The following is a 13,668-nucleotide window of genomic DNA, read 5'->3' as shown; positions in this document are numbered from 1 at the left end:
CAGCACGGCATCTCCCTCGGTTCAGGCCGGGCGCACGGCGACGCGGTCCAGGGCCGCGAGCAGCTCCGGCAGTTTCGGCAGGCCGAGGTCGGGATCCCCGTCGAGCGGGACCGTGAGGACCTCGCTCGGCTCCTCGTCCAGCAGTACGAAGGCCGTGTCGCCGGTCCGCGCCACCAGCGACCACCCGGGGCCGTCCACCCGCAGCGTCCGCACCCCCTCGCCCGCGAACGAGGACCGGACCCGGCCGGGCGGCGGCGGGCTCTGCGTGTACTCCAGGGCCTCCTGGAGCGCCCGCGCGAGCCCGGGGTGCGCCGCGGCGGCCGCGCCGCCGTCCGTCGCGACCCGCTCGTGCCAGTCGGTCCACTCCCGGGCGATCTGGTCCGCGCCCATCCGCCGCTGCACCGATCCCCACACCTCGGCGGACGGCGGTGCCAGCGGCACCCGCCCCGTGCCGTCGGCGCCCTGCTCCGGGTCGTGCGGCTCCGGGATGCCCGGCGCCGCCACCGACAGGGCCAGCGGCCAGCCCGCCAGCGAGACCACGATCGACCGCTCGTCGGGCGACAGGTCGTACTCCATGCCGCAGTCCCAGGAGGCGATCGCCATGGCCACGAGCGAGACGTCGTCCACGACGACCGTCCAGCGCGCGCCCTCCTCGTCCTGGCCGAGCACGAGCCCGTATCCCTGCGTCGCCGGCTTCACACCCAGCAGCGAGCAGGCCTCCGGGAAATCGTCGCCCAGGATGCTCGGAAACTGCGCGGGGGTCAGCAGCACGGCGGTCAGCACATAGAGCGAACCGCCCCCCTCCTCGTCCGTCACGTGGCCTCCCGGTCGCTCTCTCGTCGGCGCACCCTAACCAGCGGGTAACCCCCGCGTCGAGAGCCTGCGGCCGTCGATTTCCAAGCCCGCCACCTGCACGTAGAGTTGGCCACCCGCCACAGAAAGGGACACCCGGTGCAGCGTTACGACCGGCTGAGGGAGATCCTCCGTCTTGACCCCGACAAGGACTTCCTCGCCATCTACCGGCTCACCACCACCTACGAGTTCCCCTGGGACTTCACCCGCGCCCTGGAGCTCGCCCTCCTCCGGACGTACGCCGTCCCCAGCATCGGCCGCCTGCTCGCCGAGACCGCCGAGTTCACCGACCGCCCGCAGAAGCGCTACGACGACACCTCGCTGCTCCTCGACGCCGTCGTGGAGCACGGGTTCGAGAGCGAGACCGGACGCACCGCGATCCGCCGCGTCAACCAGATGCACCGCGCCTACGACATCGGCAACGAGGACATGCGCTACGTCCTGTCCACCTTCGTGGTGATTCCGGCGCGCTGGCTGGACGCCTACGGCTGGCGCCCGCTGACCCACCACGAGCGCCGCGCCAGCGCGAACTACTACGCCGAGCTCGGCCGGCACATGGGCATCAAGGACATCCCGGGCTCCTACGAGGAGTTCGAGGAGTCCATGAACGCGTACGAGGAAGCCCACTTCGGCTGGGACCAGGGCGGCCGCGAGGTCGCCGACTCCACCATCGGCCTGATGGCCTCCTGGTACCCCGCGCCGCTCGCCCCCGCGGCGCGCGCACTGGCGCTCTCCCTCCTCGACGAGCCGCTGCTGTCCGCCTTCCGCTACGAGAGCCCCCGCCCGCAGGTCAAGCGGCTGTTCCGGGGCGCCCTCAAGCTGCGCGGGCGCGCCGTCCGGCTGCTGCCGCCGCGCAAGGCCCCGCACTACGCCCGGCAGAACCCGGAGATCAAGGGCTACCCCCGCGGCTTCGACGTGGGCGAGCTCGGCACGTTCCCGGTGCCCGGCTCGGGGGGATGCCCCGTACCGCATCCCCGCCGACCGGCCGGGGCCGAGGCCCAGCCTCCGGCGTGACCCCGGGCACCTCCTCGGACCCCGGGGCAGGTGCCGACGTACGACGTGTGGGTGGGGAGGGACCGGTCAGGCGCGGCGCAGCGCGAGGGCCAGGAAGCGGGCGTCCTCGTCGGCGTACGAGGTCATGTCCCACCCCGAACCGGCCAGCAACGGGCCCAGGTTGTGCTCGGCCCGCATGTCGTCCGGCGTCAGCTCGCGGCCCTGCCGCGCCGCCAGCGCCGCCCGCCCGATGGGGTGGAACAGGGCGAGCCGGCCGCCGGGGCGCACGACGCGGGCGAGCTCGCGCAGGTTCGCCTCCGGATCGGGCAGGTGCGCGATGAGCCCGGCGGCGAACACGGCGTCGAGCACGCCGTCGCGCAGCGGCAGCCGGGCCACGTCCGCGAGCAGCAGCGTGCCGTCGGCGTCCCGCCCGGCCCGCCGTGCGGCGGCGAGCATCTGCGGGGTGAGGTCCGCGCCGAGCACCGTGCCGGCCGGGCCGACGGCGGCGCGCAGGGCCGTCAGCGCCCGTCCGGTCCCGCAGCCCGCGTCGAGGACGCGGTCCCCGGGGCGCAGGCCGGATTCGGCCACGGCCGCGGTGAACGCGGGCCCGTCCGCCGGGAACTTCCGGTCCCAGTCGGCGGCGCGCGTCCCGAAGAACTCCTGCACGTGCGTGTGGTCTTCGCTCATGTGGACATGATCCCCCATGGGGCTCCGCGCGGTGCGTGTGCAAGGTGGCACGCGGCGTGATCGAAGATGAACGTAGCTTTGTCATATTCCAGCAGTTCCAGCTGCTTTTGAAATGCGCCCCTTGTTCGCGCCCTCACCCGGACTAGCGTCCCGGGGCCATGGGACACCTCGACCACGCGGCCTATGGCTGGCTGACACCCGTACTGTCATATGTGATGGCATCCATCGGCGCCGCCCTCGGGCTGCGCTGTACCGTCCGCGCGCTCGCCGCGACGACCGGATCCTCCCGCCGCAACTGGCTCCTCACCGCCGCGTCCGCCATCGGCACCGGCATCTGGACCATGCACTTCGTCGCGATGCTCGGCTTCAACGTCACCGGCACCGAGATCCACTACAACGTGCCGCTGACCATCCTCAGCCTCCTCGTCGCCGTGCTCGTCGTCGGCGCCGGGGTGTTCGCCGTCGGCTACGGCAGGGCCCGCGGCCGCGCCCTGGTCCTCGGGGGGCTCACCACCGGCCTCGGCGTCGCCAGCATGCACTACCTCGGGATGGCCGCCCTGCGCCTGCACGGCAGCATCTCCTACGACCCGCTCACGGTCGGGCTCTCGGTCGCCATCGCCGTCGTCGCGGCCACCGCCGCGCTGTGGGCCGCGCTGAACATCAAGGCACCGGTCGCCGTGGCCGCCGCCTCGCTCGTCATGGGCGCCGCCGTCAGCAGCATGCACTACACCGGGATGCTGGCGGTCGCCGTCCGCGTCGTCCCCTCGGACCAGGCCCTGCCCGGCGCCACCGCGATGCAGTTCATCTTCCCGCTCGCCGTCGGACTCGGCTCGTACCTGTTCATCACCTCCGCGTTCGTCGCGCTCTCCCCGACCGCCGACGAGCGCGCCGCCTCCGTGTCGGCCGCCCGGCACCTGGGCGGGCGGGCACCCGTCCCGGCAGCGGGGGCGTCCGCGGTGCCGCCCGCGGCGGCCCGCTGATCTGCCGCCCGCTGACTTGCCGGCCCGCTGATCTGCCGACCTGTCGACCTGTCCCGAACCACCCCGCTGGACCGCACCCGGAACGAGGAGCCCATGCGCACACCCCGCAGACCACCGGCAGCGGCGCCGCAGCTGCCCGCGCCCCCGGCGCGCGGCCGCCGGGCGCACGCCGGACCGCCCGCCGAGGAACCGGCGGCTCCGGAGGACGGGCTGCCCGGCGATCGGGGCCCGGCGACGGCGGCCGCCCCCGACGGCGGGCCCCGCCGGCCGGCGCTGCGGCTCAGGCTGCGCCCCGCCTCCGTCCGCGCGAAGATCGTGTCGCTCCTGATGGTCCCGGTCGTCTCGCTCCTCGCCCTCTGGGGCTTCGCGACCGTCAGCACCGCCCAGGACATCGCCCGGCTCACCCGCGCCCAGCGGGTCGACGAGCAGATACGCACCCCCGTCGCGGCCGCCGTCACCGAGCTCCAGGCCGAGCGGCGCGCCGCCGTCCGCTACCTGGCCGACCCCGCTTCCGACCAGGGCGCCGCACTCGAACAGCAGACCCGGCGCACCGACGCCGCCGTCCGGCGGCTCCGGCTCGGCGACCGGCACACCGTGGCCGAGTCCGGCGACCACCGCACCGACGTCGTGGTCCGCGTCGGCGCCTTCGTGGCCGCGGCGGAGGGACTCGGTGCCACCCGCAAGGACGTCACGGACCGGCGGGCGACCCAGGACGCGGCGTACGAGACCTACACGCGCGTGGTCGACAGCGCCCTCGCCGTCGACGGCTCCCTCACCGGCGGCGGGGAGGCCGAACTCGGCCCCGATGCACGCGTCCTGCTCGAATTCGCCCGCGCCGGGGAGCTCCTCTCCCGCGAGGACGCGCTGATCGCCGCGCCCGGGCCGCGCACCGCCGAAACGCTTCGGCGCCTCACCGGCGTCATCGAGACCCGCCGCGCCCTCACCGCGGGCAGCGCCGACGACCTGCCCGCCGCTCAGCAGGCCGCCTGGCAGTCCGTCGTGAAGAGCGCCGCCTACGCCGAACTGACCGCCGCCGAGGACCGGGTGCTCACGGCCGGGGCGGCCGCGGGAGCGACCGGCGGCTCCGGTACCGCCACCGGATCCGCCGCCGGATCCGGCACCGCCGCTGGACCGGCCAAGGACACGGCCCGCGGCGCGCCCCCCGGCTGGGACGCCGCGTACACGGGCATCGGCACCTCGATGCGCGAGATCGGCGCCGCCGCGCACGCCGGAGCCGTCGACCGCACCGACCCCCTCGCCCGGGGCGGCCTCAGCCCCGCCGGAGCCGCCGTACTGCTGGGCCTCGCCGCGGTCGTGGCCTCCCTCGTCATCTCGGTGCGCATCGGCCGCGGCCTCGTCGTGGAGCTCGTCTCGCTGCGCAACACCGCCCTGGAGATCGCCCACCGCAAGCTCCCGTACGCCATGGACCGGCTGCGGGCCGGCCAGGACATCGACGTCGAGGCCGAGACCCCGCCCCCACCGCCCGCCGACGACGAGATCACCCAGGTCGGCGAGGCCCTCGCCACCGTCCACCGGGCGGCCCTCGGCGCCGCCGTCGAGCGTGCCGAGCTCGCCAGCGGCGTGAGCGGCGTCTTCGTCAACCTCGCCCGCCGCAGCCAGGTCCTGGTGCACAAGCAGCTCACCCTGCTCGACTCGATGGAGCGGCGCGCCGACGACCCCGGCGAACTCGGCGACCTCTTCCGCCTCGACCACCTCACGACGCGGATGCGCCGGCATGCCGAGAGCCTGATCATCCTGTCCGGTGCCGCCCCCGGGCGGGCCTGGCGGATGCCGGTCCCGCTGACGAACGTCGTACGGGCCGCCGTCTCCGAGATCGAGGACTATCCGCGCGTCGAGGTCCGCCAGCTGGCCGAGGCCGCCGTACTCGGCGGCGCGGTCGCCGACCTCACGCACCTGCTCGCCGAACTCATCGAGAACGCCACCCAGTTCTCCCCGCCGCACACCAAGGTCCGCGTCAGCGGCGAACCCGTCGGCGCCGGATACGTCCTGGAGGTCGAGGACCGCGGGCTCGGCATGGGCCGCGAGTCCCTCCACGAGGCCAACCGGCGCATCGAGCAGTCCGAGGCCCTCGACCTCTTCGACAGCGACCGGCTCGGGCTCTTCGTGGTCAGCCGGCTCTCGGCCCGGCACGGTGTGCGGGTGCACCTGCGCACGTCGCCTTACGGGGGCACGACCGCCGTGGTGCTCCTGCCGAACTCCCTGCTCCAGGGCGCGATCGAGACCGGCTCCGCGCCGGCGAAGGCCCCGGGCCCGGCCCCCGCCGCGGCCCCGGAAGAGCTCTTCGAGCCCATGGCGCAGCCGCGGGAGCCGGCGCCGGCGCCGCCCGCGATGACCGTCGTACGGGAGGACGCGCGCCGTTCGGCGGTACGGGAGGAAGCGCGCGGCATCCCGGCGCCGGAGCGGAGCCCCGTACGGGAGGAGGAACCGCGCCCGGCCCCGGTGGCCCCCCTGCGGCCACGGGGTCCCGCAGGCGCGGCGGTCACCGAACTGCCGCGCCGCGTACGCCAGGCCAGCCTGGTCCCGCAGCTGCGCGAGGCCCCCGCCCCGAAGGCCCCGGCCGGGGTGCGCCTGCCCGCGGACCCGCCCGGGCGCAGCCCGGAAGAGGTCCGGGACCGGATGGCGTCCTACCGGGCCGGCTGGGTCCGGGGCGCGCAGGAGACCGGCGCCCAGGAGACCGGCGCCCACGCAGGCAGCGAAGGAGAAGTGTGATGATCGAGCACCAGAGATTCAATCCCGACGGAATCCGCAGGTCCGGCGAACTGGACTGGCTGCTGGACGATCTGGTGGTCCGGGTCCGCGAGGTCCGGCACGCCGTGGTCCTGTCCAACGACGGCCTGGCGGTGGGCGCGTCCAGCGCGCTCAGCCGGGAGGACGCCGAACACCTGGCCGCCGTCGCCTCCGGCTTCCACAGCCTCGCGAAGGGCGCGGGCCGGCACTTCCACGCCGGGGGCGTGCGCCAGACGATGGTGGAGATGGACGAGGGGTTCCTCTTCGTCGCGGCCGCCGGGGACGGCTCCTGCCTGGCCGTGCTGAGCGCGGCGAGCGCCGACATCGGGCTGATCGCCTACGAGATGGCCCGGCTCGTGAAGCGGGTCGGGGAGCACCTGTACACCCCGCCCCGGTTCGCGGCGCGGCCGCCGGCCGCGGGCTGAGAGCGGCGGTCCGGTACATGAACGGCCAGTGGTACGACGCCGACGCGGGACCGCTCGTCCGCCCGTACGCCATGACGGGAGGGCGGACGAAGCCGGGACCCCACGGGGTCCGGTTCGACCTGATCGCGCTGGTCGTCGTGGACGGCGAGGGCGGGGACGCGGCGGCCGAGTCGCTGCTCGGCCCCGAACACCGGGCACTGCTCGGGCTCTGCCGGTCCGAGACGCAGTCGGTGGCCGAGCTCGCCGCGGACGCGGACCTGCCGGTGGGCGTGGTGCGGGTGCTGCTCGGGGACCTGCTGGAGGGCGGGCACGTCAAGGTGAGCCGGCCGGTGCCGCCCGCCCGGCTGCCGGACGAGCGGATTCTGCGTGAAGTCATCGAGGGATTGCGAGCGCTGTGATGGGACAACACCACGACGGAACCGGCGGACGGGCCTCGGTGCCCGACTCGGAGACGGATCCGGAGACGGATCTCGATCCGGGTGCGGATCCCGAGGACGACGGGGAACTGGCCGCGCTCGCGCTGAAGATACTCGTGGCGGGCGGGTTCGGGGTCGGCAAGACGACGCTGGTCGGCGCGGTCAGCGAGATCCGGCCGCTGCGGACGGAGGAACTCCTCAGCGAGGCGGGCGAACTGGTCGACGACACGGGCGGGGTCGCCCAGAAGACGACCACGACCGTGGCCATGGACTTCGGGCGGATCACCATCCGGTCCGGGCTGTCGCTCTACCTGTTCGGGACGCCGGGGCAGGACCGGTTCTGGTTCCTGTGGGACGAGCTGTCGCAGGGCGCCCTCGGCGCGGTGGTGCTCGCGGACACGCGCCGGCTGGAGGACTGCTTCCCGGCGGTGGACTACTTCGAGCACCGGCGCATCCCGTTCGTGGTGGCCGTCAACTGCTTCACGGACGCGCGGAGCTACGGGGCGCACGAGGTGGCGCGGGCACTGGACCTGGAGCCGGGAACTCCGGTGGTGCTGTGTGATGCGCGGGACAAGGACTCGGGGAAGGAAGTGCTGATCAGGCTGGTCGAGTACGCCGGGCGGGTGCACACCGCCCGGCTGCTGGACTCGGTGGAGCCGCAGGCCGATTCCGTGTGAGGGGCGGAGCGCCTGGGGCAGGGGAGGGGGCGGCGCCCGCGTCAGTGGCTCACGCCGTCGACGGAGATCACCTTGTCGATGGGGACGCGGACGAGGAGTTCGCCGGGGACGGCGTTGCGGCGGCCGAACGCCTCGGCGCGCTCCTCACCCATGTAGCGGGCGGCGATGCGCGTCGCCCAGGGGAGCATCTCCTCCTGGTCCTCGCCGATCTCGGCGCGCCCCTGGAGGACGACGTAGGAGAACGGCGGACGGTCGTCGTCCACGCAGAGCGCGACCCGGCCGTCGCGCAGCAGGTTGCGCCCCTTCACCGTCTCCTTGCCGGTGTTGAACACGAAGGAGTCGCCGTCGAGAACGAACCAGACGGGTGCGATGTGCGGGCTGCCGTCCTCGCGGACGGTGGACAGCTTGCCGGTGCGGGTCCCGTACGAGACGAATGCCCGCCATTCCTCTTGAGTCATCTTCTTCGCCATGGGGACATCCTCCTTGCCCGAAAGGCGCTGGTGGGGAAGGCTGGCGGCACTTACTACGAGGGGTGGGGCGCGGCCACGCCGGCGGCGTCAACGGGGAGGGGCTCGAAATGGCACTGGACAAGCAACTCGACTGGCTGCTCGACGATCTGACGCGCAGGGTCCAGCAGGTCAGGCATGCGGTGGTGCTCTCCAACGACGGCCTGGTGACGGGCGCGAGCGCGGGGCTGGCCCGGGAGGACGCGGAGCATCTGGCGGCGGTGGCGGCGGGGTTGCAGAGTCTGGCGAAGGGGTCGGGGCGGCATTTCCGGGCGGGCGAGGTGCGCCAGACGATGGTCGAGTACGACGACGGCGCCCTGTTCGTGATGGCGGCGGGCGCGGGGAGTTCGCTGTGCGTGCTGAGCGCTGCCGAGGCCGACATCGGCCAGGTCGCGTACGAGATGACGCTGCTGGTCAACCGGGTGGGGGAGCACCTGGGAGTGGCGGAGCGGCGGATCACCGGGGGCTGAGGCCTTCCGGGTTTCCGGAGTTATCCACAGGCCTCGCGGGGTGTCGTGGCGCTGAGTTACGGTCTTCACACAGAGTAATCGTCTCGTGTGGGGGAGGACCGTCATGGAGGTCGCGACGCAGGTCTTGTCGGATGTGCGGGGGCAGGTCCTGCCGGTGGTGCGGCCGGCCGGGCCGTCGGGGGTGGTGCGGGCGGACCTGCTGCCGGATGCGGCCGTGGGCGGAGCCCGGGCAGCCGAGGAACTGAGGCTGACCCGGACCGAGTTCGCCCGGGCCGTGCAGCTGGGCATCGTACGGGCCGGGGCGCCGGCGCCGGGAGGGGCCGCGCGCTACGCGAGGGCCGAGCTGGAGCGGATCCGGTCGGCCGAGGGGTTCCCGGACGCGCTGCGCGGGCGTGTCGAGACGGTGGCCGGAGCCGAGGCCGCCGGCGCGGTGCTGGGCATCAGTCCGGGCCGGTTCACCCGGCTCGCGCGCTGCGGACACGTCACGCCGGTCGGCTACCGGATCAACCGCTACCGGGTGGTGGTGTGGCTCTATCTGGCCGCGGAGCTAAGGGGGTTCGCCGATCGGGAGCCGGGGATGCTGCGCGGGAGCGCGCCCCCGGCCGACCGGGAGCTGCTGGCCGCCAAGGTGGATCTGCGGCCGCGGAAGTGGCGCGGGCGGCATGTGGGGCTGTTGCTGAGACGAACCGCCGACCCGTGGGAGCGGGCCGCCGTGCTCGCCTCCGTCCTCCCGGAGGGGGAACTGCGGGAGGCCGTGCCCGATCCGGCGGAGCGGATCGTGCTGGCCGCGCTCGCCCCGCCCCCGCCGTACGGGCACCCGCAGATCCCGGCCGCGGCGGCCGTGGCGCTCCGGCTGCTGCGGGCGGAGCCGCCGGACGAGGTCCACTGGTACCGCACCAGCCTGGACTTCGCGCTGACCGGGGCCCGAGGTCAGTCGAAGTCGACGGGGGAGAGGGGGCCGACGTAGACCCAGGCCCCGGCCTCCCGGGTGAAGGCGCTGTGCTCGTGCAGGGAACCGGTGTGCCGGCCCTCGCGGTAGTGCGCCCGGAACTCCACCGAACCCTCCGTCTCGAACATCCCGCCGCGCTCGGTGGCGAGGATCTCCAGGCGCTCCCAGCGCTGGCCGGGGTCCAGGTCGAGCCGGCCGGGCCGGGTGCTCGGGTGCCAGGAGCGCAGCAGGTAGGCGGTGTCGCCGACGGCGAACGCGCTGAACCGGGAGCGCATCAGGAGCTCGGCGGTGGGCGCCTGCTGGGCACCGGAGTGGAAGCGGCCGCAGCACTCCGGGTAGGCGGCGGGCAGCCCGCAGGGGCAGGGGAGGGCCGGGGTGGGCATGGGTGCGCTCAGCTCTTCGTGGACGGGACGGATTGCCGGACCGGCGGAGTTCCGCGGACTGCCGGAAGGGGATGGGCTACTGGGGTGACACGGGCGGCTTGGCCGCGTTCTCGGCGTACGGGCGGAAGAGGCCTTCCTGGACCACGGAGACCAGCAGCCTGCCCTCCAGGTCGTAGATGCGGCCACGGGCCAGGCCCCGGCCGCCGTGCGCGATGGGCGACTCCTGGTCGTACAGGAACCACTCGTCGGCGCGGAACGGCCGGTGGAACCACATGGCGTGGTCCAGGGAGGCCATGTCGAAACCGCGCATGCCCCACAGGGGCTCCACGGGGATGCGCACGGCGTCGAGGAGGGTCATGTCACTGGCGTAGGTGAGGGCGCAGGTGTGCACCAGCGGGTCGTCGCCCAGCGGGCCGACCGCGCGCATCCACACCGCGCTGCGCGGATCGGCGTCCTTGAGCTCCTCCGGAGTCCAGCGGAGCCGGTCCGTGTACCGGATGTCGAACGGCTGGCGGCGGGCCATCCGCTCCAGCGCCTCGGGCAGCGCGCCCAAGTGCTCGCGGATCTCGTCCGCGACCTTCGGGAGCGTGTCCGGGTGGGGGAAGTCGAGTCGGGGAGGCAGCTGGTGCTCGATGCTGCCCTCCTCCGGATGGTGGAAGGAGGCGGTGAGATTGAAGATCGTCTTGCCCTGCTGGACCGCGGTGACGCGGCGCGTGGTGAAGGACCGCCCGTCGCGCACCCGCTCCACCTGGTACACGATCGGCACCCCGGGGATGCCGGGGCGCAGGAAGTACGCGTGCAGAGAGTGGACCGGGCGGTCGCTCTCGGTGGTGCGGCCGGCGGCCACCAGGGCCTGGCCGGCGACCTGCCCGCCGAAGACCCGCTGGAGGGATTCCTGCGGGCTGGCGCCGCGGAAGATGTTGACCTCGATCTGCTCCAGGTCGAGCAGATCGACGAGTCTCTCGGCGGGATTCGTCATCAGAGGTTCTCCACTGTTGGGTCCGGGCGGAGCCGGCGGGAAACCGGCGTCGGCGGGGCCGGTCGCTTGCGGGGGTGGGTCAGAGCGCACCGAGCTCACCGACCGAGGTCAGTCGGATGATCGCACGGCCTTCCTCGTCGGAGGCCGCGAGGTCGACCTCGGCGCTGATGCCCCAGCCATGGTCCCCGTTCGGGTCCGCGAAGGTCTGGCGGACGCGCCACAGGCCGTGCGCCGGGTCCTCCTCGATCTGGAGCAGCTTCGGGCCGCGGGCGTCGGGGCCGGTGCCCAGGTCGTCGTACTCGTCCCAGTACGCGTCCATGGCCTCGCCCCAGGCGTCGGCGTCCCAGCCGGACTCGCCGTCCAGCTCGCCCAGCTGGTCGACGTGGTCCAGCGCGGCGAGCTCCACCCGGCGGAACATGGCGTTGCGGACCAGGACGCGGAAGGCGCGGGCGTTCGCCGTGACCGGCTTGACCTGGTCGGCCTTCTCCTGGGCCTGCTCCGCCGTCTCCACCTCCGGGTTCGCCAGCTGCTCCCACTCGTCGAGCAGGCTGGAGTCGACCTGGCGGACGAGCTCGCCCAGCCAGGCGATGAGGTCCTGGAGATCCTCGGACTTGAGGTCGTCGGGGATGGTGTGGTCCAGCGCCTTGTACGCGCTCGCCAGGTAGCGCAGCACGATGCCCTCGGTGCGGGCGAGTTCGTAGAAGGAGGTGAACTCGGTGAAGGTCATCGCGCGCTCGTACATGTCGCGGATGATCGACTTCGGGGAGACCGGGTGGTCCCCGACCCACGGGTGGCTCTTGCGGTACACGTCGTAGGCGTGGAAGAGGAGCTCTTCGAGCGGCTTGGGATACGTGACGTCCTGGAGGCGCTCCATCCGCTCCTCGTACTCGATCCCGTCGGCCTTCATCGCGCCCACGGCGATGCCGCGCTCCTTGTTCTGCTGCGCGGCCAGGATCTGGCGCGGGTCGTCCAGGGTGGACTCGACCACGGAGACCATGTCCAGCGCGTAGGAGGGGGAGTCGGGGTCCAGCAGCTCGAAGGAGGCCAGCGCGAAGGTGGACAGCGGCTGGTTGAGCGCGAAGTCCTGCTGGAGGTCGACGGTGAGCCGGATGGTGCGGCCCTCCGCGTCCGGGGTGTCGAGCTTCTCGACGACGCCTCCGTCCAGCAGCGAGCGGTAGATCGCGATGGCCCGGCGGATGTGCCGCAGCTGCGCCTTGCGCGGCTCGTGGTTGTCCTCCAGGAGGTGGCGCATCGCCTGGAAGGCGTCGCCCGGACGGGCGATGACCGACAGCAGCATGATGTTGGTGACCTTGAACCGGGAGGTGAGCGGCTCCGGGTCGGCGGCGATGAGCTTCTCGAAGGTGGTGTCCGACCAGGCGACGAAGCCCTCGGGAGCCTTCTTGCGCACCACCTTGCGGCGCTTCTTCGGGTCGTCGCCGGCCTTCGCGAGGGCCTTCTCGTTCTCGATGACGTGCTCGGGCGCCTGGGCGACCACATAGCCCGCCGTGTCGAAGCCGGCCCGGCCCGCGCGGCCGGCGATCTGGTGGAACTCGCGGGCGCGCAGCGTGCGGACCCGGTTGCCGTCGTACTTGGTGAGCGCGGTGAACAGCACCGTGCGGATGGGGACGTTGACACCGACGCCGAGGGTGTCGGTACCGCAGATCACCTTCAGCAGGCCGGCCTGGGCCAGCTTCTCGACCAGGCGCCGGTACTTGGGCAGCATGCCTGCGTGGTGGACGCCGATCCCGTGCCGGACGTAGCGGGAGAGGTTCTGGCCGAACTTGGTGGTGAAGCGGAAGTTGCCGATCAGATCGGCGATCTTGTCCTTCTCCTCGCGGGTGCACATGTTGATGCTCATCAGCGACTGTGCCCGCTCGACCGCCTGGGCCTGCGTGAAGTGCACGATGTACACCGGGGCCTGCCGGGTCTCCAGCAGCTCGGTGATCGTGTCGGTGATCGGCGTCGTGACGTACTCGTACGACAGCGGCACGGGCCGGGTCGCGGAGCGGACCACCGAGGTCGGCCGGCCGGTGCGCCGGGTCAGGTCCTCCTCGAACCGCTTCACGTCGCCGAGCGTCGCCGACATCAGGACGAACTGTGCCTGCGGGAGCTCCAGCAGGGGGATCTGCCACGCCCAGCCGCGGTCCGGCTCGGCATAGAAGTGGAACTCGTCCATGACGACCTGGCCGATGTCGGCGTACTTGCCGTCGCGCAGGGCGATGGAGGCCAGCACCTCGGCGGTGCAGCAGATCACCGGGGCGTCCGCGTTCACGGAGGCGTCGCCGGTCAGCATGCCGACGTTCTCGGTGCCGAAGAGCTTGCACAGGTCGAAGAACTTCTCCGACACCAGCGCCTTGATCGGGGCGGTGTAGAAGGTCACCTTGTCCTGGGCGAGGGCGGTGAAGTGCGCGCCCGCCGCGACGAGGCTCTTGCCGGAGCCGGTCGGGGTGGACAAGATCACGTTCGCCCCGGAGACGACCTCGATCAGTGCCTCCTCCTGAGCCGGGTACAGGGTGATGCCCTGATCCTCCGCCCACGAGGAGAAAGCCTCGAAGAGGGCGTCGGGGTCGGCGTTCGGCGGGAGCTGATCAATGAGGGTCACA

Annotated in this window: 14 protein-coding genes; 8 read left to right on the top strand and 6 right to left on the bottom strand. The window is 73.0% G+C overall.

The annotated features are described in order from the left end of the window. Nucleotides 1-21 precede the first annotated feature (21 nt). Nucleotides 22-816, bottom strand: coding sequence for a hypothetical protein (locus tag IF02_RS0117900; RefSeq protein ID WP_030158083.1), 795 nt, complete (start codon nucleotides 814-816; stop codon nucleotides 22-24). 135 nt (nucleotides 817-951) lie between these two features. Here IF02_RS0117900 and IF02_RS0117895 point away from each other — a divergent pair, with 135 nt between their 5' ends. Next, entirely contained in the window at nucleotides 952-1,866 is a 915-nt protein-coding gene (locus IF02_RS0117895; protein ID WP_030158081.1) for an oxygenase MpaB family protein, read from the top strand. Between the two features lie 66 nt (nucleotides 1,867-1,932). On the opposite strand, the gene IF02_RS0117890 is transcribed toward IF02_RS0117895, so the two are convergent. Beyond that, nucleotides 1,933-2,532: a class I SAM-dependent methyltransferase gene (locus IF02_RS0117890; protein WP_030158080.1), complete on the bottom strand. Its 600-nt coding sequence runs from the start codon at nucleotides 2,530-2,532 to the stop codon at nucleotides 1,933-1,935. Between the two features lie 158 nt (nucleotides 2,533-2,690). Here IF02_RS0117890 and IF02_RS0117885 point away from each other — a divergent pair, with 158 nt between their 5' ends. The 5 genes from IF02_RS0117885 (at nucleotide 2,691) to IF02_RS0117865 (ending at nucleotide 7,778) form a co-directional block, all read left to right on the top strand. After that, on the top strand, nucleotides 2,691-3,512 hold the full coding sequence (locus IF02_RS0117885) for an MHYT domain-containing protein (RefSeq protein ID WP_051696316.1): 822 nt from the start codon (nucleotides 2,691-2,693) through the stop codon (nucleotides 3,510-3,512). 93 nt (nucleotides 3,513-3,605) lie between these two features. Continuing rightward, nucleotides 3,606-6,242, top strand: a complete 2,637-nt coding sequence (locus tag IF02_RS0117880) for an ATP-binding protein (RefSeq protein ID WP_030158076.1) — start codon at nucleotides 3,606-3,608, stop codon at nucleotides 6,240-6,242. Further along, on the top strand, nucleotides 6,242-6,685 hold the full coding sequence (locus tag IF02_RS0117875) for a roadblock/LC7 domain-containing protein (protein WP_030158074.1): 444 nt from the start codon (nucleotides 6,242-6,244) through the stop codon (nucleotides 6,683-6,685). The genes IF02_RS0117880 and IF02_RS0117875 overlap by 1 nt, the downstream gene beginning before the upstream one ends. A gap of 17 nt (nucleotides 6,686-6,702) precedes the next feature. After that, nucleotides 6,703-7,083, top strand: a complete 381-nt coding sequence (locus IF02_RS0117870) for a DUF742 domain-containing protein (protein ID WP_030158072.1) — start codon at nucleotides 6,703-6,705, stop codon at nucleotides 7,081-7,083. Beyond that, nucleotides 7,083-7,778 carry a GTP-binding protein gene (locus IF02_RS0117865; RefSeq protein WP_324603769.1) on the top strand — a complete coding sequence of 232 codons (696 nt, stop codon included), beginning with the start codon at nucleotides 7,083-7,085 and terminating at the stop codon, nucleotides 7,776-7,778. Before IF02_RS0117870 ends, IF02_RS0117865 begins: the two co-directional genes overlap by 1 nt. A 41-nt stretch (nucleotides 7,779-7,819) precedes the next feature. On the opposite strand, the gene IF02_RS0117860 is transcribed toward IF02_RS0117865, so the two are convergent. Further along, nucleotides 7,820-8,248, bottom strand: a complete 429-nt coding sequence (locus IF02_RS0117860) for a PPOX class F420-dependent oxidoreductase (protein WP_030158068.1) — start codon at nucleotides 8,246-8,248, stop codon at nucleotides 7,820-7,822. A 107-nt stretch (nucleotides 8,249-8,355) separates the two neighbouring features. On the opposite strand from IF02_RS0117860, the gene IF02_RS0117855 reads away from it, so the two are divergent. Next, complete coding sequence (locus tag IF02_RS0117855) at nucleotides 8,356-8,754, top strand: roadblock/LC7 domain-containing protein (RefSeq protein WP_030158066.1); 399 nt, start codon at nucleotides 8,356-8,358, stop codon at nucleotides 8,752-8,754. Nucleotides 8,755-8,857: 103 nt separating this feature from the next. Next, entirely contained in the window at nucleotides 8,858-9,721 is an 864-nt protein-coding gene (locus IF02_RS0117850) for a DUF6397 family protein (RefSeq protein WP_051696315.1), read from the top strand. On the opposite strand, the gene IF02_RS0117845 is transcribed toward IF02_RS0117850, so the two are convergent. The 3 genes from IF02_RS0117845 to IF02_RS0117835 all read right to left on the bottom strand — a co-directional run bounded on the left by IF02_RS0117845 (nucleotide 9,685) and on the right by IF02_RS0117835 (nucleotide 13,667). Continuing rightward, nucleotides 9,685-10,086, bottom strand: coding sequence for a YchJ family protein (locus tag IF02_RS0117845; RefSeq protein WP_030158062.1), 402 nt, complete (start codon nucleotides 10,084-10,086; stop codon nucleotides 9,685-9,687). The genes IF02_RS0117850 and IF02_RS0117845 overlap by 37 nt on opposite strands. Nucleotides 10,087-10,162: 76 nt before the next feature. Further along, entirely contained in the window at nucleotides 10,163-11,065 is a 903-nt protein-coding gene (locus IF02_RS0117840; RefSeq protein ID WP_030158060.1) for an acyl-CoA thioesterase, read from the bottom strand. 79 nt (nucleotides 11,066-11,144) lie between these two features. Next, nucleotides 11,145-13,667 (bottom strand): DEAD/DEAH box helicase, encoded by a 2,523-nt coding sequence (locus IF02_RS0117835; RefSeq protein ID WP_030158058.1) that lies wholly within the window; start codon nucleotides 13,665-13,667, stop codon nucleotides 11,145-11,147. Between the last annotated feature and the right edge of the window lies 1 nt (nucleotide 13,668).

Origin of the sequence: Streptomyces sp. NRRL S-244 (assembly GCF_000717915.1) — a bacterium.
Lineage (GTDB): Bacteria > Actinomycetota > Actinomycetes > Streptomycetales > Streptomycetaceae > Streptomyces.
The sequence above is the reverse complement of the archived record's forward strand: the minus strand, read 5'-3'. Positions and strand labels throughout refer to the sequence as shown.